This window comes from Pasteurella atlantica, from assembly GCF_963693435.1.
Taxonomy (GTDB): Bacteria; Pseudomonadota; Gammaproteobacteria; order Enterobacterales; family Pasteurellaceae; genus Phocoenobacter; species Phocoenobacter atlanticus.
The window spans coordinates 926,241-945,777 of sequence record NZ_OY856306.1; the positions used below are offsets into that span (position 1 = coordinate 926,241).

Consider the following 19,537-nt stretch of genomic DNA (forward strand, 5'->3'; position numbering starts at 1 on the left):
AGACAAATGAAAAATTTGCAAAAAAAGACCACAAACCGACCGCTTAGATCTGCACCAAAAACAGCAGTGAAAAAAGTAGAAGTGCCATTAGAGAAGAAGACTAAAGAAAAGGCAGCAGAGGGAGAGAAACTGCAAAAAATCTTAGCGAGAGCAGGTAAGGGTTCTCGTCGTGAATTAGAAAAAGTGATTGAGCAGGGGCGAGTTAGTGTCGATGGAAAAATTGCACAATTAGGCGATCGAGTTCAATTAAGTAATGGTACAAAAATCCGTATGGATGGTCACATTGTTTACTTAAAAAATACCGAGAAAGAGGTTTGCCGTGTTTTAATGTATTACAAACCAGAGGGAGAACTTTGTACTCGATCTGATCCAGAAGGTCGTGCGACGGTTTTTGATCGTTTGCCTCGTTTAACAGGTTCAAGATGGATTGCGGTTGGGCGTTTAGATATTAATACTTCAGGATTATTACTCTTTACTACCGACGGTGAATTAGCTAATCGTTTAATGCATCCAAGCCAAGAAGTGGAACGTGAGTACTCAGTACGTGTGTTTGGAAATGTGGATGACGCAATGTTACAACGTTTACGTAAAGGCGTTCAACTTGAAGATGGAATGGCAAACTTTAAACAAATCAAAGCAACAGGCGGTGCAGGTATCAACCAATGGTTTGATGTGACACTAACGGAAGGGCGAAATAGAGAAGTTCGTCGTTTATGGGAATCTCAAGAGGTTCAGGTGAGCCGTTTGATCCGTATTCGTTATGGTAATATTAAATTACAAAAGGGCTTACCTCGTGGCGGTTGGGAGGAAATGGATTTACAAAAAGTCAATTATTTACGTGAGTTAGTAGGCTTACCTCCTGAAACAGAATCAAAAATAGATGTGACTAAAAATCGTCGTAGAACGAATATTCGCCAAATTAGAAAATCAGTGAAACAGCATCAAAAATATAGAAAATAATTAAGTTATAAATAAGCGGTCACTTACTTCAAAGAATTTGCAAATTTTTGAAATAATGTTACCGCTTGTTTTTTTGTTTTATTAGGTAAAAAAGATGAAAACACAAATTCGCCAACATTTGAATGAACTACAAATTGCGATGCAATTACATCATCTATGGGAAAGCATCAGTCCTTCTCCACAAGATTTAGCGAACGATCAACCTTTTTGTATTGGAACATTGTCTGCAACACAGTGGTTACAATGGATCTTTATTCCAAGAATGAATGCGTTACTTGATGCAAATGCAGAATTACCTGTTAATTTTTCAATTACTCCTTACTTAGAAGAAGCATTGAAAAATGAAAAATATTTAACTCAACTATGTGAGCCAATTCAACATATTGAAAAGAAATTAAGTCGTTAATGGAATTAGATATTTTATATCAAGATAATGATCTTGTCGCAATCAATAAACCAGCAGGAATGTTAGTGCATCGTAGTTGGTTAGATAAACACGAGACGGTGTTTGCAATGCAAACCTTACGAGATCAAATCGGACAACACGTATTTCCTATTCATCGCTTAGATCGTCCAACATCTGGCGTATTACTTTTTGCATTAAACAGTGAAATGGCTCGTTTAATAAGTGAACAATTTCAACAACATCAAGTTCAAAAAAGTTATTTGGCACTGGTACGAGGTTATCTTCACGATGAAGGAAGAATTGATTATCCTCTTAAAGTACAATTAGATAAAATTGCAGATAAATTTTCACAACCTAAAGAGCCACAAGAAGCGATAACGGACTATCAAAGTTTAAAACAAGTTGAAATGCCTTATCCTGCGGGCAAGCATCAAACCGCTCGTTATTCTCTTGTTAAATTATTTCCAAAAACAGGGCGAAAACATCAATTAAGACGTCATTTAAAACATTTATTTCATCCTATTATTGGGGATACCTGTTATGGTGACCTACATCAAAATAGGGCATTTTCAGAAAACAGTGGCTGTCATCGTCTTTTCCTACATTCTCATTCTTTAAGTTTTGTACACCCTAAAACGTTGCAAAAAATTGAAATTATCGCCCCGCTTGATCAACAGTGGCAAAACGCATTTGAGTTTTTTGGGTGGACGTAAATAACCAGAATTTAAATGAAGGGTGATAAAATTTGCAAAAAATCCTCAAAATGTTACCGCTTATTTTGTTATACTTAGTACCAAATCTTATTTTAATAATTTATCTAACCAGCAAGAGGATACTATGCTCAAAATTTACAACACTTTAAAACGTGAAAAAGAAGAATTTAAACCTATCAACCCAAATAAAATTGGCATTTATGTCTGCGGTGTAACGGTTTATGATCTTTGTCATTTTGGACACGGTATAACCTTTGTTTCTTTTGATGTGGCGGTGCGTTATTTACGTTATTTAGGCTATGATGTGAAATATGTGCGTAACATTACCGATGTGGACGATAAAATCATCAAACGTTCCCTTGAAAATAACGAAACCTGTGATGAATTAGTGGAAAGAATGGTCGTAGAAATGCACAAAGATTTTGATGCATTAAATATTTTACGCCCTGATGTTGAACCACGCGCCACGCAACATATTGCTGAAATTATCGCAATGGTGGAACGCTTAATCGCCAAAGGACACGCTTATGTGTCAGAAGATGGCGATGTGATGTTTAGCGTACCAAGTTTTAAAAATTACGGGGCATTATCTCGCCAAGATTTAGAGCAATTACAAGCAGGTACAAGAGTTGAAATCAAAAGTATCAAACGCAACCCAATGGATTTCGTGCTTTGGAAAATGTCTAAGGAAAATGAACCGAGCTGGGATTCTCCGTGGGGTAAAGGTCGTCCAGGTTGGCATATTGAATGTTCGGCAATGAACAGCAAGGAACTTGGCGAGCATTTTGATATTCACGGTGGCGGTGCCGATTTAATGTTCCCACACCACGAAAATGAAATTGCTCAATCTTGCTGTGCGAACGGTGGCGATTATGTGAACTATTGGTTACACACAGGAATGCTCACCATTGATAAAGAAAAAATGTCAAAATCACTGGGGAATTTCTTTACCATTCGCACAATGTTAGAACGCTATGATGCGGAAAGTTTACGCTATTTCTTCCTTACCGCTCATTATCGTAGCTTACTTGATTACAGTGTAGAAAACCTAGATTTAGCTCGCACCGCCTTAGAGCGTTTATACACCGCATTGCGTGGTTGTGATCTTGCTGTTTCTTTATCAGAAGAACAAGCGGTTATATTTGATCATTATATTGCAAATTTCAAAACCGCAATGGATGATGATTTCAATACACCAGCAGCATTAGCGGTGTTGTTTGAAATGGCTCGTGAATTGAATAAATTGAAAAAAGAAAATCCACAACAAGCGAATTATTTAGCGGTTAGATTAAAAGAGTTAGCAGGCGTACTTGGGCTATTAGAACAAGATCCTGAAACCTTCTTACAAGGCGATAGCAACGATGATGAAGTGGCGGAAATCGAAGCCTTAATTAAACAACGTAATGACGCACGAGCGAATAAAGACTGGGCAAAAGCCGATGAAGCCCGTGATAAATTAACGGCAATGGGTATTGTGTTAGAAGACGGTGCAAACGGGACAACGTGGCGTAAAGCATAAGCGGTTATATTTGATTATAAATTTGCAAATTTAGGGGACATCAAATGAAACCACAAACCAATATTTTATTTGTCTGCTTGGGTAATATCTGTCGCTCGCCAATGGCGGAATATATTATGCGACACAAAATTAAACAGGCTCATCTTGAAAATTGTATATCTACGGATAGTGCGGGGACATCAGGCTGGCACGATGGCGAAGATATGCACAAAGAAACAAAAAAGCAACTCGCTAAACATCAAATTGATAACTCTGGTTTTGTAAGCCGTAAAGTACAAAAACAAGATTGGGAAAAATTTGATTATATTGTTGCAATGGATAACCAAAATCTTAAAGATTTAGAGCGATTATTTGGTAAAAATAGAGATAAGTTATTTAATGTTACTTCGCTTTGCCCTGATTTAGCTTACGATCATATTCCTGATCCGTGGTACACAGGGAATTTTGATGAAACTTATCAATTATTGGCTCAATGTTGTGAAGTTTTGTTGCAGAGAGTAAGAGGTAATTATATTTAGCACAAAATAGGGTGGATTGTTAACTATTTTATAAAAATAACTGAAACTGATATCCTCAGCAGATAACTAAGGAATTAAAATGCAAAATATTATATTTATTGTTACGTTATTATTGGCTTTGTATGCTTTATATATTGGTGTTAAGCATTTAGGTCGAGATATAAAAAGTCGTCATAAACTCAAACACCCTGAAAGTGCCATTCGTACGATTTCCCCACAAGAGAAAAAGTATCTTGCTCCGCATTTAAGAGTCCTTAATTTGTCTTTGGTTTCTGATGAGGTCTATCAGCTAGATAATGCAATAATTACCGCTGATGGCTATCGTTATCGTGGCACAGAAATTTTTAAAATGCGTGCAAATGGCATTGATATTTCCATTCCTGAACCGTTAAATTTATTCTGTGGCAATTCCAATACAATTGAGTATGTTGTGGCTAAGTTTGGAGTGGGTATTGTTGCGGTCGCCATTGCTATTAATGGTGAAGATTTGTTGTCAAATAGTATATATCGTTGGAAACCACAACCTGATGAACAAATACTTTCGACACGTTATGAAACCGCAACAGAATATAAAGTAAGACAAAGCAAAGAAGTGTACGTTTTAGGAGCGATTGCCTTTTTACTGACATTAATTGCTCTTTTATGTGCCAGTAATATGGAAGATTTACTGTGGTTTAACAGCACAATGATTTTGAGTGGCGTAATGCTAGTATTAATGCTGTTTGCAATTATTAAACGTAAATTTAAAATTTCATCACTTAAAAATATAGAAAAGGTCAAAGGAACATTACAAATAGTATCTGCAAACGCATTACAGAATATCAATATTGTAAAGGAAGTCGCTTTTATTGGTTTAAATCATCCTTATATTGTAAAAGATAAAAAATTACTTGAATTGGCTCAAAATACTTATTATCCAGAAAATTTGGCAATCGTTGAGTTAATGCCTACAAAAAAAGGGCAACCATACGAGCTAATTTCACTTTCAGATGATAAATCCATTGATAATATTTATAAAAATAAAATACCCCGCCCACATAAATGTTTAATTGTATTTACTCTAATAGCATTGAGTGGTTCAATTGGATTTTTTAATTCTGATTATACTTTGTTAGAAAATTTGGCTTATGCAAGAAGCTATTTATTAAATAATGAAATCACCAAACCTTTGGTTGTTCCTTTGCTTGATAGTGAAACCAAAACTTATCAAAGTGTTGATGAACTTATTGCTCAACCTCCAAAATTTGGTGATAAGCTTTCACTGTATAATATTGATAATCTGGATGTCGTTCTAAGATCTGAACAAAATCTATATAAGAAAAAGAGATTTCATATTGTTGAAAATAAAATTCATCTTAATCCTACTCAAAAATATATTCGTCCTGTCGTGCCTGAAATTTTAGACGTTTTAATTAAGGCAAATAATCATAAATTTGAGCAAATTCCTGAATTTGATATGTTAAATCACGCTGTATGGGGCTTTTATTACTTACCTGATTATTACAAAAAACACCCAATTACTTATCCGAATGATAAACAGAAAGAAGCACAAGTGGCAGAAGAAATTGTGGAATATTTTGAGAAAAAGTATGCAGGTGTTGAAGATTATTCAAGAAAGCTAAATAGTGAGCTTCTTAGAAAATATTTTAATAAGGATAAAAGTGTAGCAGTGATTAAAAATCCTAAGCGTTTAGTGAAATTATTGGATCAGGCGTGTATTGATACCCTGCCAAAATCTTGTGATAAATTATATGAAGAATTAGCAAAGAAATTTTCTAATCCGTCAAATAACTATTTAGCAGGGCTTTATAAAACCTATCAAGGAAATACCATTCCTGTTGAAGAATTTAAAAAATTATTGCAACAAGATCATCTTTTAATAATGCCAAGAACCATTGACCGCTTTAAATATGAGATTGCATATTGGGCAAAGAAAAATATCGAGCAAATTAAAGAAAATGGTAAATTTGATTTAGGTAAAAATCGTGGTGGCGTTATTTTAACAGGCAGTAAACAATCCTTTGCATCTGATTATACTTCTGGCTTTGTCTCTGATTATCACGGTTTGCAACATTGGACAATTAGTGATGAAATCGCAAAAATCCAAAAGCAACCTCAAAGCTTTAAAGGTGTAGTAACGAATATTGCTAAAGAAAAGGATACATTAGTGATTAATTTTATTGCTGATAGAAAATACCCTTATCTACAACGTCAAGGTTTTGCGATTATTCTTAGTGGGCTTTTAAGTTTACTGGTTTTCTTAATAACATTCATTGGGTATTTATTACCAAGTTTTTATCCACGCTCAAGATCAAAACAAACAAGCGGTCAGTTAGTGAGTTAAATTTTCAAAAATTATAAGGAAAAATTATAATGAATAAAAAATTATTTAGGAATATAGTAATTTTTGGTTTTACTGTTTTTTTTACTCATTTTATAGGGTCTAAGGTTATCCATCTCATTTTTCCTAAAAATGATCTACCTAAGTATGTTAATTGTACTTTTTTTGAAGAAAATGCTAATAAAATGCCCAAGGTATTTACTAATCTAAAAAAATATTCACCAGAAGAATATAACAAAGTATGTAATGCTTTTGGTAATAAAAAAATGTCTATTGAAAATAGTGATGAACTAGTGGGGCGTTTAAGTAATTTGATAGTAAAACAGTACCCTAAATCATCAGATGAAACAATTATAAAGATTGCTAATTTATCTGTTCAAACATTTGATTTGGCACAATCAAAAAGTGAAGAGGCTTGTTTGAAAGCATTAAATGGAGTAAATGAAAAAATCTTAAAAGAAGATGAATTATTTCAATTAATGAATGAGGTCGTAGTTACTTATAATAAAGATATGGCTCTGCCAACGGAATTACAAGTAAAAGATGAATTAGAAGTTATATTTGAGAAGTTAGTATCTATTTATGGCAATGACCTTAAAGCTTGGGTTGATCCAACTTATGTCCTTAAAGATAAAACAACATATTGTAGAATAGCAAGAGATTTTCATAAAGAAGCTATTAAAAATAGAGCAATAAATACATTAAGGCTTAGATATAATGGTGATTTATAAATAGAAATAATATTACAGAGGCAGTTCAACATTCTGTGTTACAGGATGTTATGCTCTTTCTGAGATATTTTAGATAAAATTGTACCACATAATTTTTATAAAAGTGTTTTTGAAAATATCCAAAAAACACAATCTGCCAAAGGCAATATTTCAGGTGTCGTCAGTAGTGTTTCTTCAACAGCAAAGGGGACATTAAAGATTAATCTTATTGAACCAAATGAAATACAAAGCCGTATATCTTTGGCGGTTTTATGTGGTGATATATTGATTTTACTGGTCTTTTTAATGGTCTTGATAAGTTATATTTTCCCAGTAAGATATCCAAAATCAAAACAAACAAGCGGTCAGTTAGTGAGTTAAATTTGCAAGAATATTTATGATTTGATGACATTAACACTGTTTGAAATAGTGTTGTTTTTGTAAATCCCTCTCTCCATTTATTAAAGGAAGTTAGGAGAGGGGATTTACAAATCTAAGTTAGATTTTATTCTCTTGGTAATAAACACAAACCTGTATCAGAGAAGTGTAAATATATTTCAGTGATACTATCTTCAAAATCTTCTGGACTTAAATTAATAAGCAGTTCTTCACCGTGCCAAAGTGCGACAACTTCCCAGTGATTTCCCATATAAATTGCAGTTTTAATTTGGCATTTTTGTGCTTCTGTACCTTCCGCTTTTAAAGATACTGCTTCTGGACGAACACAAACTAAACATTCGCCATCTGGCACGTTAAATTGAGTAGCGTCATCTAAGGTAATATCATAACCATTTACAGAGACCACATTGCCGTTTAAATGGGCTTTAAACATACTAGATTCGCCCATAAAGTTTGCGAGGAATAATGAATTAGGACGTAAATACAGCTCTTTAGCAGTACCTTTTTGCATTATTTTACCTTTGTGCATAACGATAACTTGATCTGATACCGCAAAGGCTTCTGTTTGATCGTGGGTAACGTATAGTGAGGTGATGCCTAAACGTTGTTGTAATTCACGGATACTTTCACGCATACTACGGCGTAAGTTTGCATCAAGGTTACTTAGTGGTTCATCAAATAACAAGACTTTTGGCTTAAGGATTAAAGCACGAGCTAAAGCGACTCGTTGTTGTTGTCCACCAGAGATTTGATCTACATAACGATCACCAAATCCTGCCAAATCAACTAATTCCAATGCTTCTTCAATACGTTGCTTACGCTCTTCTTGTGGAACATTCAGCATTTTTAAGCCATATCCCACATTATCTGCAATAGACATATGTGGGAAAAGTGCATAAGATTGGAATACGATACAAATATCACGGGTTTGGATAGAACTTTTTGTTACGTCTTCGCCATCAATAAAAATTTGTCCAGAGGTTGGTGTTTCTAATCCCGCAACTAAACGCAAAATTGTTGTCTTACCACAGCCAGATGGACCGAGTAAAGTTGTCATTGTTCCACGCTCAATTTCTAAATTTAGATCATCAATAACCACCGCTTTACCAAAGGCTTTGGTAACATTTTTTAATACTAAAAATTGTTTATCATTTGTTTTATTCATAATTTATTCCTAAATATTATTGTTTTTTCGCCTTAGATTTGGCAATTCGAGTATCGCCCACAATCCAATCAAAGAATAAGATAATTGACATCATCACAACAATTAACACTGAACCATAGGCAATTGCAATACCATATTCGCCGTCTTCTACACGGTTTAGAATATAAGAGGTTGCCACACGAGTATCTGCGGTTACTAAGAAAATAATTGCGGATACGGTGGTCATTGCACGCACAAAGCTGGTGACTAATGACGACAGTAACGCAGGTTTTAAGAGTGGTAATACCACATAGAGCAGTGTTTTAAATGAGCTACCTTTTAGTGAAAGTGACGCTTCATCTAGAGATTGATCGAGTTGTCCTAACCCTGCAATCGCTGCACGCATACCGATTGGCATATTACGAGTGACCATTGATAAAATAATGATTATTCCTGTTCCCGTAATATAAATTGGTGCATTATTAAAGGCAAGGATATATGCCACCCCAGCTACCGTACCTGGTACGGCAAAACAGAGTAAGGTTAAAAATTCTAAGGTTTTCTTCCCTTTAAATTCTCGCCGCACAGTAATATAGGCAAGTAGTAATCCTAATATTGAGGTAATAGGTGCAGCAGTAATTGCAAATAAGAACGTTTGAATTAAAGATGGCCATGCACCACTATCAAAGCCATTACCAAATAATAATTCATAGTTTTTAAGTGTTAAAGAATAGTCAACACCCCAGTTCACAGTGAAACTTCCGTAGAAAATACTACCGTATAGTACTGCATTGAAAAGCGTCCAAAAACCTAAGAAAAACACAATCATAGATTTCATTGCTTTTGGTAAATCTTGTACTTCGCCACGATAAGATTTTCCTGAAACTGTTACATAAGAGCGGTTACCGATCCATATATATTGAATAACAAAAATACCTAAAGAGAAAATTAACAATAATGTCCCTAAAGTACTTGCTGAAGCATAATCTAACTGCGAACCTGCAATATAGAAATAAATTTGTGATGAAATTACATCAAAGCTTCCCCCTAACACTAATGGGGTACTAAAATCTGCTAACGATTGAATTGCAACCACTAAGAAAGAGTTTGCTAATGCTGGTTTTAATAGTGGGAAAATGATATTGAAGAAAGTTTTATAGCGATTAGCTCGCATTGTATAAGAAGCTTCTTCAATTGAAGGGTGAATTGATTTTAATGCCCCTTCTAAAATCATAAAGGATAATGGCGTTAGTGCAAGTGTATGAGCAATCACAATTCCTGCAAAACCATATAACCAGTTACTGCTAAAACCAAAATATTCGACTAAAAACTCAGTAACATACCCTGAACGTCCAAGCATTAAGGTAATCCCTAATGCCACCACAAAAGGTGGGGTAACGATAGGCAAAATAGAAAAGAGTTTACCGATAAAGGCAGTACGTTTTGCAATACGAGTAGTATATAACGCAAAGAGTAAGCCGAAGAAAGTGGCTAATACTCCGATTGTCGCTGCAACACTTAATGAGTTTGTAATGATACGTAAAATATAAGGTTGTTTTATCGTATCTATGACTTGGCTGGGTACGAACTCGGTACCATCATAGAACATTGAGATAAAAATAGAAATTATCGGATAGACAATAAAGAAAAAGATAATTAAAGCAATACTTAACAGTGAAGCAATAATAAATTTATCACCTTGTAAAACCGATAATTTTGCTAGTGCGTTAGTTGCTAAAGCAATAAGTACTAAAACCAGCACTAAAATAGAAAATCCTAAGCTAATTTTTGCAATAATGGCTGAAATAAATACAAAGGCAAATACTCCAACAATTGCAAATAATTCTCCCATTCCTTGTGCTTCTTTACCTTTCGGCTTAAGATAATGAGAAATTAAAGGCACAGAAAAAAGTGAAGTAAACCATAGCCAGCTAATATTAAATCCAATGCCACCATTTTCACCATACCATCCCATTGCTTCAAATACTTCTTCTTGAGTAGATTCTGTAAAGCCGTAATATAAGGCAAAAGTCGGTAAGAAAACAAAGGCAACCAAAGCAAAAGCTATCCAAAAAAAGCTATTGCTTGTTATTGATGATAAAGTTGTTTGTTTTTTCATAATGTTGTTTTTTTATTATAAATAATGGATTTTCGCCACCATATTTCATTCACTTAAAGTAACAATACAGTGGCGAGATGAATGCTATTATTTAGCAAGTTTTACTTCATTTAACCATTTATCAATTAAACGACCACGAAGATCTTTAGAACCATATTTGCTGAAATCATAATTAATTAAATTCAGTTCACTTGGTTTTAATGCAAATGGTGAAGCTTCTGCTTTCACATTAGTTAAAATGTGATGATCTGCAGTATCTCTCCATAAAGATTCTTGTGATTCTTTTGACATTACCCAATCAATAAATAGTTTCGCATTTTTCTCATTACGTGCATTTTTGATTAAGCTTACGCCACCCAATTCATAACCCGTTCCTTCACAAGGTACGATGACATCAAGAGGAGCACCTTTTTCACGTTCAAAAGAGTAGTTTTGTAAGAAACCGATACCAATGGTGGTTTCATTACGAGCAATATTTTTTGATGGTGCTGTACCTGATTTGGTATATTGAGAAATGTTTTTATGTAATTTCTTCATATATTTAAAGGCTTCGTCTTCACCCCAAAGTTGTACGAAAGTAGCAACTGCGGTATATGCTGTACCAGAACTTTGTGCATCCGCAACTTGTACTTCACCTTTTAAGCGAGGATCGGTTAAGTCTTTCCAGCATTTCGGCACTTTTTTAATTCCTAGTTTTTTCAAACGTTCTGTATTTACACCAAAACCTAATACTCCCATATAAACCACAGAGCTATAATTTCCTTTTAGCTTGCCTGGGTCTTTAAATTCAGGGATCACATCATCTAAATATTTAGATTTATATTGTTGTAATAATCCCATTTCAGCAGCTTGTGAGTGGCTATCAAATGTACCTCCATACCAAACGTCACCTTGAGGGTTGTTTTTTTCTGCTTGAAGTTTCGCAAGTGTTGTTCCAGAGCTATTACGAATAAAAGCGGTTTTTACACCAAATTTTTCTTGGAATGTTTTAACTTGTTGTTCACACACTGTATTTCTTGCACTGCAATAAACGGTTAATCGTCCTGATGCCATCGCCATATCAGTGACTAAAAGTCCTGAAATTAATAAACCAGCTGCGGTTAATTTTGTTTGAAATTTCTTCATTTTTTCCTCCACTTACTATTTCATTTTTACTTCATCAACCCAGCGGTTAATTAAGCGTTTTCTTTCATCTTTTGAACCATATTTTTCAAAATCATAATTGATCAATTTAAGCTCATCAGGATTTGGTGCTGCAGGGTGTTGTTTTGCGGTAGTGTTAGTTAAGATTTGTAAAGATTGACCTTTTTGCCACGCAGATTCTTGCCCTTCTTTTGATAACGCCCAATCAACAAATAATTTTGCATTATCCAAGTTTCTTGCACCTTTAAGAATACTGATACCGCCTAACTCATAACCCGTTCCTTCACAAGGTACAACTAATTTTAACTTCGCACCTTTACTTTTTTCTAGCATATAATCGTGTAAGAAACCAATTCCAACTAATGTTTCACCACGTGCCGCATTACGAGATGGCGTAACACCTGATTTTGTGTATTGAGAAATATTTGGATCTAATTTTTTGAAATAATCAAAGGCTTTGTCTTCACCCCATAATTGAACGAAAGTCGCAATTGCAGTATAGGCTGTACCAGAACTTTGTGGATCGGCAACCTGAATTTCATCTTTAAATTCTGGTTTTAATAAGTCATTCCAACATTGTGGAACTTGCTTAATTCCTAATTTTTCAAGACGTTCTGTATTGACACCAAAACCTAAAATACCCATATAGATAGCAGAGGTATAATTGCCTTTTTTCTTACCTGGATCACGGAAACGCTCTACAATTTGATCAAGATTTTTTGATTTATAAGGTGTTAATAAACCGACTTCGCCCGCTTGAGATTGAGGATCAAAAGTACCCCCATACCAAACATCAGCTTGTGGATTACTGGCTTCCGCTTTCACTTTTGCAAAAGTGCTACCAGAACCATTGCGGATAAACTGTGTTTTGACACCATATTTTTTACCAAATGTTTTCGCTGCATTTTCACACATCGCATTTGTTGCACTACAATAGATAACTAAACGCCCTTTAGCTGCAACGGTGTTGCAAATCGCTAAACCTAATGCTACTGCAGAAACAGTTTTGAGTAACTGAAATTTGGATTTTTTCATTGTGAGAACCTCATTTTTATATGTAAAGAACTTGATAATTGATTTTCTAAAACGAAAACAATTGAACATAAAATAAAATGCTATGGCTCACTTTACTCACATTTTGTTTTTATTTAAACTGAAATTGTTTAAAAATGTGATTATCATCACAAAAATTATAGAAAATAAAATACTTCTTAAACTGATGAACTGTTTAAAGTAAAATCAGAATAAGAAGTATTTTCTTAGGAGAAAGGTATTATTTTTTCCAAATCTGAGTTTGGTAATCTGTAATTGAGCGATCGGAACTGAAAGTCCCTAATCTTGCAGTATTTAAAATCGTTGCTTCAATCCAAGCGGTACGATTTTGATAGAAATTTGCAATTTTTTGTTGTGCTTGACGATAGCTTGCAAAATCCGCCAAAGTGCAGAAGCTGTCTTTTGTTAATAACTCTTTCACTAAGGCTTCAAAAGTTGTGGTATCACCTTTTGAGAATGTGCCGTTAGCAAGAGAATTTATAGCTTGAGCTAATACTTTATCTTCTTGATAATATGCCATTGGCTCATAACCGTCTTTTAATACTTGGTTAATGCTCTCTACCGTATGCCCAAAGATAACCACATTTTCATTACCTGCATAGTCTGCAATTTCCACATTGGCACCGTCTAATGTACCTAAGGTGATCGCCCCATTTAAGGCTAATTTCATATTTCCTGTTCCAGATGCTTCTTTTCCTGCAAGAGAAATCTGTTCTGATACATCAGCCGCAGGAATAATAATTTCCGCAAGGCTCACTCGATAATCAGGTAAGAAGACAACCTGTAATTTACCTTTCATTTCAGGATCGTTATTGATCACATCAGCGACACAGTTAATAGCGTGAATGATTTGTTTCGCCATAAAATAACCTGGAGCGGCTTTACCTGCAAAAATAAAGACTCTTGGTACGAATTCTTGATTTGGATTTGCCTTTAATTCTTGATAAGTCGCAATGATATTTAACAGATTAAGTTGCTGGCGTTTATATTCGTGAAAACGCTTAATTTGCACATCAAAAATTGCATTTGTATCCACGTCTAAGCCTAATTCTTGCTTGATTTTATCCGCTAAACGTTGCTTATTCGCTTGTTTTATTTGTGTATAAGCGGTCTGAAATTTTTCATTTTTTGCAAATTTTTCAATTTGTTGTAATAAGGATAAATCTTTCGTCCAATCGCCTTTGATATGTTTATCCAGTAATGCACTTAATTGTGGATTGGCTTGACGGATCCAGCGACGTGGCGTAATTCCATTTGTGACATTATAAAAACGATCTTTAAATAAACGAGCATAAGCAGGGAAAAGATCGCTAACCACTAAATCTGAGTGAATTTTTGCGACACCGTTAACTGCAAAAGATCCGACCACACAAAGATTTGCCATTCTGACACGATAGCCAAAAAGAACTGCGGTTTGTTGCCATACATCTGAAAATTCTTCATCACTAAAATGGGCTTTCACTTGCTGGTATAACTCGTTATTGATACGGTCAATTATGATAAAATGACGTGGTAATAAATTCGCTAGGAGATTTTGATCCCACTGCTCTAATGCTTCTGGTAGCAAGGTATGGTTAGTATAGGCAAAAGTTTTACTACAAATTTGCCACGCTTGTTGCCACGAAAAATCATAATCATCTAACAATATACGCATTAATTCAGGAATAGCGATCGCTGGGTGGGTATCATTCAGTTGAATGACTTCATATTCAGCAAGCTGTTCCAGTTTACGCCCTTGTGCTAAATGGCGTTTGATAATATCTGCTACAGAGCAAGCACAGTGGAAATATTGTTGCATTAGGCGTAACGCCTTACCATTTTGATGGTTATCATTTGGGTACAACACTTTGGTCAGTTTTGAGGCATCAATCACGTTCTCTTCTGAGAAAAGATATTCTCCCGCATCAAATTTTGTAAGGTCAAAACTACTTTCGCTATATCCTTGCCATAAGCGTAATGGCTGTTGAATGCCTTTATAGCCTACGACAGGTAGATCAAAGGCTTCGCCGTTTACTACCCATTCTGGTTGCCATTGATATTTATCATTCGAAATCAAGCTTACTTTACCACCAAAGCCCACTTGTTGGGTAAAATCTAAATGGTGCTGTTGTTGTGGATAAAAATCACGTCCCCACGCATCACCTTGCTCTTTTTGCTTGCCTTGCTCAGAAAAAGATTGTTTGAATAAGCCATATTGATAATGTAAACCATAGCCTGTTGCTGGTTGTGCAAGGCTCGCCATTGAATCTAAATAACAAGCAGCTAAACGTCCTAATCCACCATTTCCTAAGGCAGGATCGGTTTCTTGTTCTAAAATATCAACGAGTTCGATACCGTATTGTTTTACTTGTTGAACGATAAAATCATAAACTTCAAGATTTTGCAAATTGTTACCCAGTAAACGACCCACCAGAAATTCCATTGATAAATAATTGACGTGGCGAACATTGGTAAGCGGTGTGTTTGTTTGTGATTTTTGCAAAATTGCCTGTTGGCTAACCTTTGCAATAAGTTGATACCACTGTGTTGTTGAAAGTTGTTGTGGTGTGAGATAACGAGTTTGGCAATATTGTGCTAATGATTGTTCAAATAATGTTTTAAATTGCGTCTGAAAAGACATAATCATCTCCTAAAAAGTCCATCATAAAAAAGTTGATGACATTATTTAGGATATTAAGGTAATAAAAATCCCCCCTATTCAAACTATTTAAGGATGATAAGGGGGGATTAAGAGTTATCTAATTCAAAAGTTTCATAATAATATTCATCGCTAAAAAAATTGAACTAGTATAATAGGACGTAATTATACAAAAATGTTAACTACTTCAAATTTTTAAAGTTTTTTATCGTTTTACTCTTGATATTTTTAACTAGAAGGCTTAAGTTAGGACTATCTTGAAACGACCTAAAAAGGTCATCATTAAAGAGGTAACAACTATGACAATTAATATTTCAAGTAAACAAATGGATATCACTCCAGCCATTCGTAGCCATATCGAAGATCGCTTAGCAAAATTGAGAAAATGGCATACTCAGTTAATCAATCCCCATTTTATGATCCATAAATTACCAAAAGATTATGAAGTAGAGGTGGCTATTGGTACACCAAATGGGGATTTATTTGCAAAAGCTCAAAATGAAGATCTTTATAAAGCAATCAATGAGGTTGAACATAAGTTAGAAGTACAACTTAATAAACAGAAAACAAAAACAGAAGCACGTCGTACAGATCGCAGTTTAAATTTAGCTGTAGAATAAATATTTTTGTATTATAATTTTAACCCACAATTCCATTGTGGGTTTTCTGTTCATTAAACCTTTCAAGTTAATAATTCAAATCCTATCATTCTAATAGATATAAAATTACTTGACTAAAATAGTCAGGTATATAAAATTACACCTTAATTATAGAAAAATTGTTAGGGCATTTTATGAAATTAACATCAAGAGGTCGTTATGCCGTTACTGCAATACTTGATATTGCACTTTATGGAAAATCCAAGCCTGTTAGTTTGGCAGATATTTCAGAGCGTCAAGCGATCTCATTATCTTATTTAGAACAACTTTTTGGGCAGTTGCGTAGGGAAGGCATTGTATCTAGTGTGAGAGGACCGGGTGGCGGCTATAAATTAGATAAAGCGGTTTCAGATATTAGTGTTGGAATGGTGGTAAATGCCGTAAATGAAAATCTTGATGTAACCAAATGTAAAGGTAATGGAAATTGCAATAATGAATCAAGATGTTTAACGCACTCACTTTGGGAGCGCTTGGAAGATCAGATTGCTGATTTTCTTTATACTATCTCAATTGAAGAATTAGTGTCAGAGCATTTGGCTCGTCAGGATTAGAAATTTATTAAAAAAGTGGATTATCCCTCTTTTATATTAGGAGAAAAAATGAAATTACCGATTTATTTGGATTATGCAGCAACTACACCAATGGATCAGCGTGTTGCAGATGAAATGATGAAATATATGACTAAGGATGGTATCTTTGGTAACCCTGCTTCTCGCTCGCATAAATTTGGTTGGGAAGCCGAAGAAGCGGTTGATATTGCTCGTAATCACATTGCCGATTTAATTGGTGCAGACTCACGTGAAATCGTGTTTACCTCAGGTGCGACGGAATCTGATAACCTTGCAATTAAAGGGGCTGCACATTTCTATCAAACCAAAGGTAAGCATATCATCACTTGTAAAACCGAGCATAAAGCGGTGTTAGATACTTGTCGTCAATTAGAGCGTGAAGGTTTTGAAATCACCTATTTAGAGCCAGAAACTAACGGCTTGATTGATTTAGCAAAATTTGAAGCAGCGATTCGTGAAGACACGATTTTAGTCTCAATTATGTTGGTGAATAATGAAATCGGTGTGATTCAAGATATTGAAACTATGGGTAAAATTTGCCGTAGCAAAAAAATCGTTTTCCACGTTGATGGTACGCAAGGTGTGGGTAAATTACCTGTTGATGTGAAAGCGATGAATATCGATTTAATGTCGTTTTCAAGCCATAAATTATACGGGCCAAAAGGTATCGGTGGTTTATATGTAGGACGCCGTCCACGTATTCGCTTAGAGGCGTTAATTCACGGTGGCGGACACGAAAGAGGAATGCGTTCAGGCACATTACCTGTTCACCAAATCGTGGGAATGGGCGAGGCATACCGTATCGCGAAGCTAGAAATGGCAACAGAAATGGAACGTTTGATAGTATTACGCAATCGCCTATTAGACGGTTTCAAAGATATGGAAGAAGTGTATATCAATGGTTGTATGGAACAAGGTATTGGCTCATTGTTAAATATCAGTTTTAACTTTGTGGAAGGCGAATCAATGATGATGTCATTACGTGATTTAGCGGTATCATCAGGATCAGCCTGTACATCAGCAAGTTTAGAACCTTCTTACGTATTGCGTGCATTAGGGCGTAATGATGAATTAGCACACAGCTCAATTCGTTTCTCTTTGGGTCGTTGGACAACGGAAGAAGAAATAGATCATACTATTGAAGTGGTTAAAAAAGCGGTGGTGAAATTGCGTGAACTTTCGCCACTTTGGGATATGTACAAAGAAGGCATTGATTTAAGTACCATTGAATGGTCTGCACATTAATCAATAATTTAAATAAAAAAGGATATTAAAATGGCATATAGCGATAAAGTGATCGATCATTATGAAAACCCACGTAACGTAGGGATATTAGATAAACAAGATAGCCACGTTGGGACTGGAATGGTGGGTGCACCTGCGTGTGGCGATGTAATGCAACTCCAAATTAAAGTCAGCGATGATGGAATTATTGAAGATGCGAAATTCAAAACTTACGGTTGTGGCAGTGCGATTGCATCAAGCTCGCTAATTACTGAATGGGTAAAAGGGAAATCCCTTGATGAAGCACAATCTATTAAGAACAGTGATATTGCACAAGAACTTGAATTACCGCCAGTAAAAGTGCATTGCTCAATTCTTGCAGAAGATGCGATCAAAGCAGCAATTTCTGACTACAAAGAGAAAAAACGTTAATTTTCATAATGTTATGAAAAATAAAAATAAAGCGGTAGGATTTTGCAAATTTTTAACAAAATCTTACCGCTTGTTGGTAATTAAAATTGATTAAGAATTTGAATTTTAAGGAATAACAATGGGAATTACATTAACGGAAGCAGCTGCAAACCGTGTTCAATTATTTTTAGAAAAACGAGGAAAGGGTATTGGTTTACGTTTAGGTGTTAAGACATCAGGTTGTTCTGGTTTAGCTTATGTATTGGAATTTGTTGATGAATTAAATGAAGAAGATCAGGTGTTTGAACAGCACGGTATCAAAATTATTGTTGATCCCAAAAGCCTAATTCATTTAGAAGGCACAGAACTTGATTATGTCAAAGAAGGCTTAAATGAAGGATTTAAATACACTAACCCAAATGTAAAAGACGAATGTGGTTGTGGCGAAAGTTTTTATGTGTAATGGATAAAATAATAATGAATAATCCTTTTGAACTCTTTGATCTAGCGGTTAAATTTGAGATCGATAATGCAAAATTATCCGCAAATTATCTCGCCTTACAGAAAGCATTACACCCAGATAATTTTGCAACGGGTACGGCTCAGGAACAACGCCAAGCAATGCAAAAATCAGCACAACTGAATGACGCATTGCAAACCTTAAAAGATCCGATTTTACGTGCCGAAGCGATCATCGAAATTGCCACAGGAAAAGCAGAGAATATCGAACAAAAAAGCAATAATGATATCGAATTTTTAATGCAACAAATGCAGTGGCGAGAAACCTTAGAACAGATCGAAATTGCAAAAAATGAAGAAAATCTAACCGCTTTCACAGCTGAAATTGAACAACAAAATAAAGAAATACTTAATCAGCTTACAGAAACCTTAGCAAATGAACAATGGCAACACGCCAAAGCATTATGCGATAAATTACGTTTTATCAAAAAATTAAATGTCGAAATCGAGCGAGTAGAAGAGATTATTTTTGAGTTGTAAGTGAAATCAGCG

At 35.0% G+C, this 19,537-nt stretch carries 18 protein-coding genes; 13 read left to right on the plus strand and 5 right to left on the minus strand.

The genetic code is table 11. From position 1 onward, the window contains the following. Positions 1 to 6: 6 nt before the first annotated feature. From rluB to U9966_RS04440, 7 genes are all read left to right on the plus strand, one after another. Positions 7 to 960, plus strand: coding sequence for a 23S rRNA pseudouridine(2605) synthase RluB (gene rluB, locus U9966_RS04410; RefSeq protein WP_407675193.1), 954 nt, complete (start codon positions 7 to 9; stop codon positions 958 to 960). Between the two features lie 94 nt (positions 961 to 1,054). Then, positions 1,055 to 1,366 (plus strand): YqcC family protein, encoded by a 312-nt coding sequence (locus U9966_RS04415; RefSeq protein ID WP_211597728.1) that lies wholly within the window; start codon positions 1,055 to 1,057, stop codon positions 1,364 to 1,366. Then, on the plus strand, positions 1,366 to 2,079 hold the full coding sequence (gene truC / locus U9966_RS04420) for a tRNA pseudouridine(65) synthase TruC (protein WP_306347309.1): 714 nt from the start codon (positions 1,366 to 1,368) through the stop codon (positions 2,077 to 2,079). The genes U9966_RS04415 and truC overlap by 1 nt, the downstream gene beginning before the upstream one ends. Before the next feature lie 124 nt (positions 2,080 to 2,203). Further along, on the plus strand, positions 2,204 to 3,598 hold the full coding sequence (cysS, locus tag U9966_RS04425; RefSeq protein ID WP_322631721.1) for a cysteine--tRNA ligase: 1,395 nt from the start codon (positions 2,204 to 2,206) through the stop codon (positions 3,596 to 3,598). A 44-nt stretch (positions 3,599 to 3,642) separates the two neighbouring features. Beyond that, positions 3,643 to 4,116, plus strand: a complete 474-nt coding sequence (locus tag U9966_RS04430) for a low molecular weight protein-tyrosine-phosphatase (protein ID WP_306347307.1) — start codon at positions 3,643 to 3,645, stop codon at positions 4,114 to 4,116. 79 nt (positions 4,117 to 4,195) lie between these two features. Further along, positions 4,196 to 6,460: a hypothetical protein gene (locus U9966_RS04435; RefSeq protein WP_306347306.1), complete on the plus strand. Its 2,265-nt coding sequence runs from the start codon at positions 4,196 to 4,198 to the stop codon at positions 6,458 to 6,460. A gap of 29 nt (positions 6,461 to 6,489) precedes the next feature. Next, positions 6,490 to 7,188: a hypothetical protein gene (locus tag U9966_RS04440; protein WP_306347305.1), complete on the plus strand. Its 699-nt coding sequence runs from the start codon at positions 6,490 to 6,492 to the stop codon at positions 7,186 to 7,188. A 484-nt stretch (positions 7,189 to 7,672) separates the two neighbouring features. Here U9966_RS04440 and fbpC read toward each other — a convergent pair whose 3' ends face one another. The 5 genes from fbpC to glgP all read right to left on the minus strand — a co-directional run bounded on the left by fbpC (position 7,673) and on the right by glgP (position 15,645). Beyond that, positions 7,673 to 8,731 carry a ferric ABC transporter ATP-binding protein gene (gene fbpC / locus U9966_RS04445; RefSeq protein ID WP_306347304.1) on the minus strand — a complete coding sequence of 353 codons (1,059 nt, stop codon included), beginning with the start codon at positions 8,729 to 8,731 and terminating at the stop codon, positions 7,673 to 7,675. A gap of 16 nt (positions 8,732 to 8,747) precedes the next feature. Continuing rightward, positions 8,748 to 10,829, minus strand: coding sequence for an ABC transporter permease (locus U9966_RS04450; RefSeq protein WP_306347303.1), 2,082 nt, complete (start codon positions 10,827 to 10,829; stop codon positions 8,748 to 8,750). Positions 10,830 to 10,916: 87 nt separating this feature from the next. Further along, positions 10,917 to 11,954, minus strand: a complete 1,038-nt coding sequence (locus U9966_RS04455) for an ABC transporter substrate-binding protein (RefSeq protein WP_211597733.1) — start codon at positions 11,952 to 11,954, stop codon at positions 10,917 to 10,919. A 15-nt stretch (positions 11,955 to 11,969) separates the two neighbouring features. Continuing rightward, positions 11,970 to 13,007: an ABC transporter substrate-binding protein gene (locus U9966_RS04460; protein WP_306347302.1), complete on the minus strand. Its 1,038-nt coding sequence runs from the start codon at positions 13,005 to 13,007 to the stop codon at positions 11,970 to 11,972. A 238-nt stretch (positions 13,008 to 13,245) separates the two neighbouring features. Next, positions 13,246 to 15,645 (minus strand): glycogen/starch/alpha-glucan family phosphorylase, encoded by a 2,400-nt coding sequence (gene glgP / locus U9966_RS04465; protein WP_306347301.1) that lies wholly within the window; start codon positions 15,643 to 15,645, stop codon positions 13,246 to 13,248. Positions 15,646 to 15,962: 317 nt separating this feature from the next. Here glgP and hpf point away from each other — a divergent pair, with 317 nt between their 5' ends. The 6 genes from hpf to hscB all read left to right on the plus strand — a co-directional run bounded on the left by hpf (position 15,963) and on the right by hscB (position 19,525). After that, on the plus strand, positions 15,963 to 16,283 hold the full coding sequence (hpf, locus tag U9966_RS04470) for a ribosome hibernation-promoting factor, HPF/YfiA family (protein ID WP_211597736.1): 321 nt from the start codon (positions 15,963 to 15,965) through the stop codon (positions 16,281 to 16,283). Positions 16,284 to 16,456: 173 nt separating this feature from the next. Next, positions 16,457 to 16,873, plus strand: a complete 417-nt coding sequence (locus U9966_RS04475; protein ID WP_211597737.1) for an Rrf2 family transcriptional regulator — start codon at positions 16,457 to 16,459, stop codon at positions 16,871 to 16,873. A 48-nt stretch (positions 16,874 to 16,921) separates the two neighbouring features. Then, positions 16,922 to 18,136, plus strand: a complete 1,215-nt coding sequence (locus tag U9966_RS04480; RefSeq protein WP_306347300.1) for an IscS subfamily cysteine desulfurase — start codon at positions 16,922 to 16,924, stop codon at positions 18,134 to 18,136. A 30-nt stretch (positions 18,137 to 18,166) separates the two neighbouring features. Beyond that, a complete protein-coding gene (iscU, locus tag U9966_RS04485; RefSeq protein ID WP_306347299.1) occupies positions 18,167 to 18,547 on the plus strand; it encodes a Fe-S cluster assembly scaffold IscU in 381 nt (126 codons plus the stop codon). A 118-nt stretch (positions 18,548 to 18,665) separates the two neighbouring features. Next, positions 18,666 to 18,989, plus strand: a complete 324-nt coding sequence (gene iscA / locus U9966_RS04490) for an iron-sulfur cluster assembly protein IscA (protein WP_211597740.1) — start codon at positions 18,666 to 18,668, stop codon at positions 18,987 to 18,989. Between the two features lie 14 nt (positions 18,990 to 19,003). Further along, complete coding sequence (gene hscB, locus U9966_RS04495; RefSeq protein ID WP_306347298.1) at positions 19,004 to 19,525, plus strand: Fe-S protein assembly co-chaperone HscB; 522 nt, start codon at positions 19,004 to 19,006, stop codon at positions 19,523 to 19,525. The last annotated feature ends 12 nt before the right edge of the window (positions 19,526 to 19,537 follow it).

Coding starts and splice junctions, on each gene's coding strand:
- U9966_RS04430 (WP_306347307.1), top strand. CDS start 3,643: ATGAAACCACAAACCAATATTTTATTTGTCTGCTTGGGTAATATCTGT.
- U9966_RS04450 (WP_306347303.1), bottom strand. CDS start 10,829: ATGAAAAAACAAACAACTTTATCATCAATAACAAGCAATAGCTTTTTT.
- iscA (WP_211597740.1), top strand. CDS start 18,666: ATGGGAATTACATTAACGGAAGCAGCTGCAAACCGTGTTCAATTATTT.
- U9966_RS04475 (WP_211597737.1), top strand. CDS start 16,457: ATGAAATTAACATCAAGAGGTCGTTATGCCGTTACTGCAATACTTGAT.
- U9966_RS04480 (WP_306347300.1), top strand. CDS start 16,922: ATGAAATTACCGATTTATTTGGATTATGCAGCAACTACACCAATGGAT.
- iscU (WP_306347299.1), top strand. CDS start 18,167: ATGGCATATAGCGATAAAGTGATCGATCATTATGAAAACCCACGTAAC.
- U9966_RS04455 (WP_211597733.1), bottom strand. CDS start 11,954: ATGAAGAAATTTCAAACAAAATTAACCGCAGCTGGTTTATTAATTTCA.
- fbpC (WP_306347304.1), bottom strand. CDS start 8,731: ATGAATAAAACAAATGATAAACAATTTTTAGTATTAAAAAATGTTACC.
- U9966_RS04415 (WP_211597728.1), top strand. CDS start 1,055: ATGAAAACACAAATTCGCCAACATTTGAATGAACTACAAATTGCGATG.
- U9966_RS04460 (WP_306347302.1), bottom strand. CDS start 13,007: ATGAAAAAATCCAAATTTCAGTTACTCAAAACTGTTTCTGCAGTAGCA.
- hscB (WP_306347298.1), top strand. CDS start 19,004: ATGAATAATCCTTTTGAACTCTTTGATCTAGCGGTTAAATTTGAGATC.
- hpf (WP_211597736.1), top strand. CDS start 15,963: ATGACAATTAATATTTCAAGTAAACAAATGGATATCACTCCAGCCATT.
- truC (WP_306347309.1), top strand. CDS start 1,366: ATGGAATTAGATATTTTATATCAAGATAATGATCTTGTCGCAATCAAT.
- rluB (WP_407675193.1), top strand. CDS start 7: ATGAAAAATTTGCAAAAAAAGACCACAAACCGACCGCTTAGATCTGCA.
- U9966_RS04435 (WP_306347306.1), top strand. CDS start 4,196: ATGCAAAATATTATATTTATTGTTACGTTATTATTGGCTTTGTATGCT.
- glgP (WP_306347301.1), bottom strand. CDS start 15,645: ATGTCTTTTCAGACGCAATTTAAAACATTATTTGAACAATCATTAGCA.
- cysS (WP_322631721.1), top strand. CDS start 2,204: ATGCTCAAAATTTACAACACTTTAAAACGTGAAAAAGAAGAATTTAAA.
- U9966_RS04440 (WP_306347305.1), top strand. CDS start 6,490: ATGAATAAAAAATTATTTAGGAATATAGTAATTTTTGGTTTTACTGTT.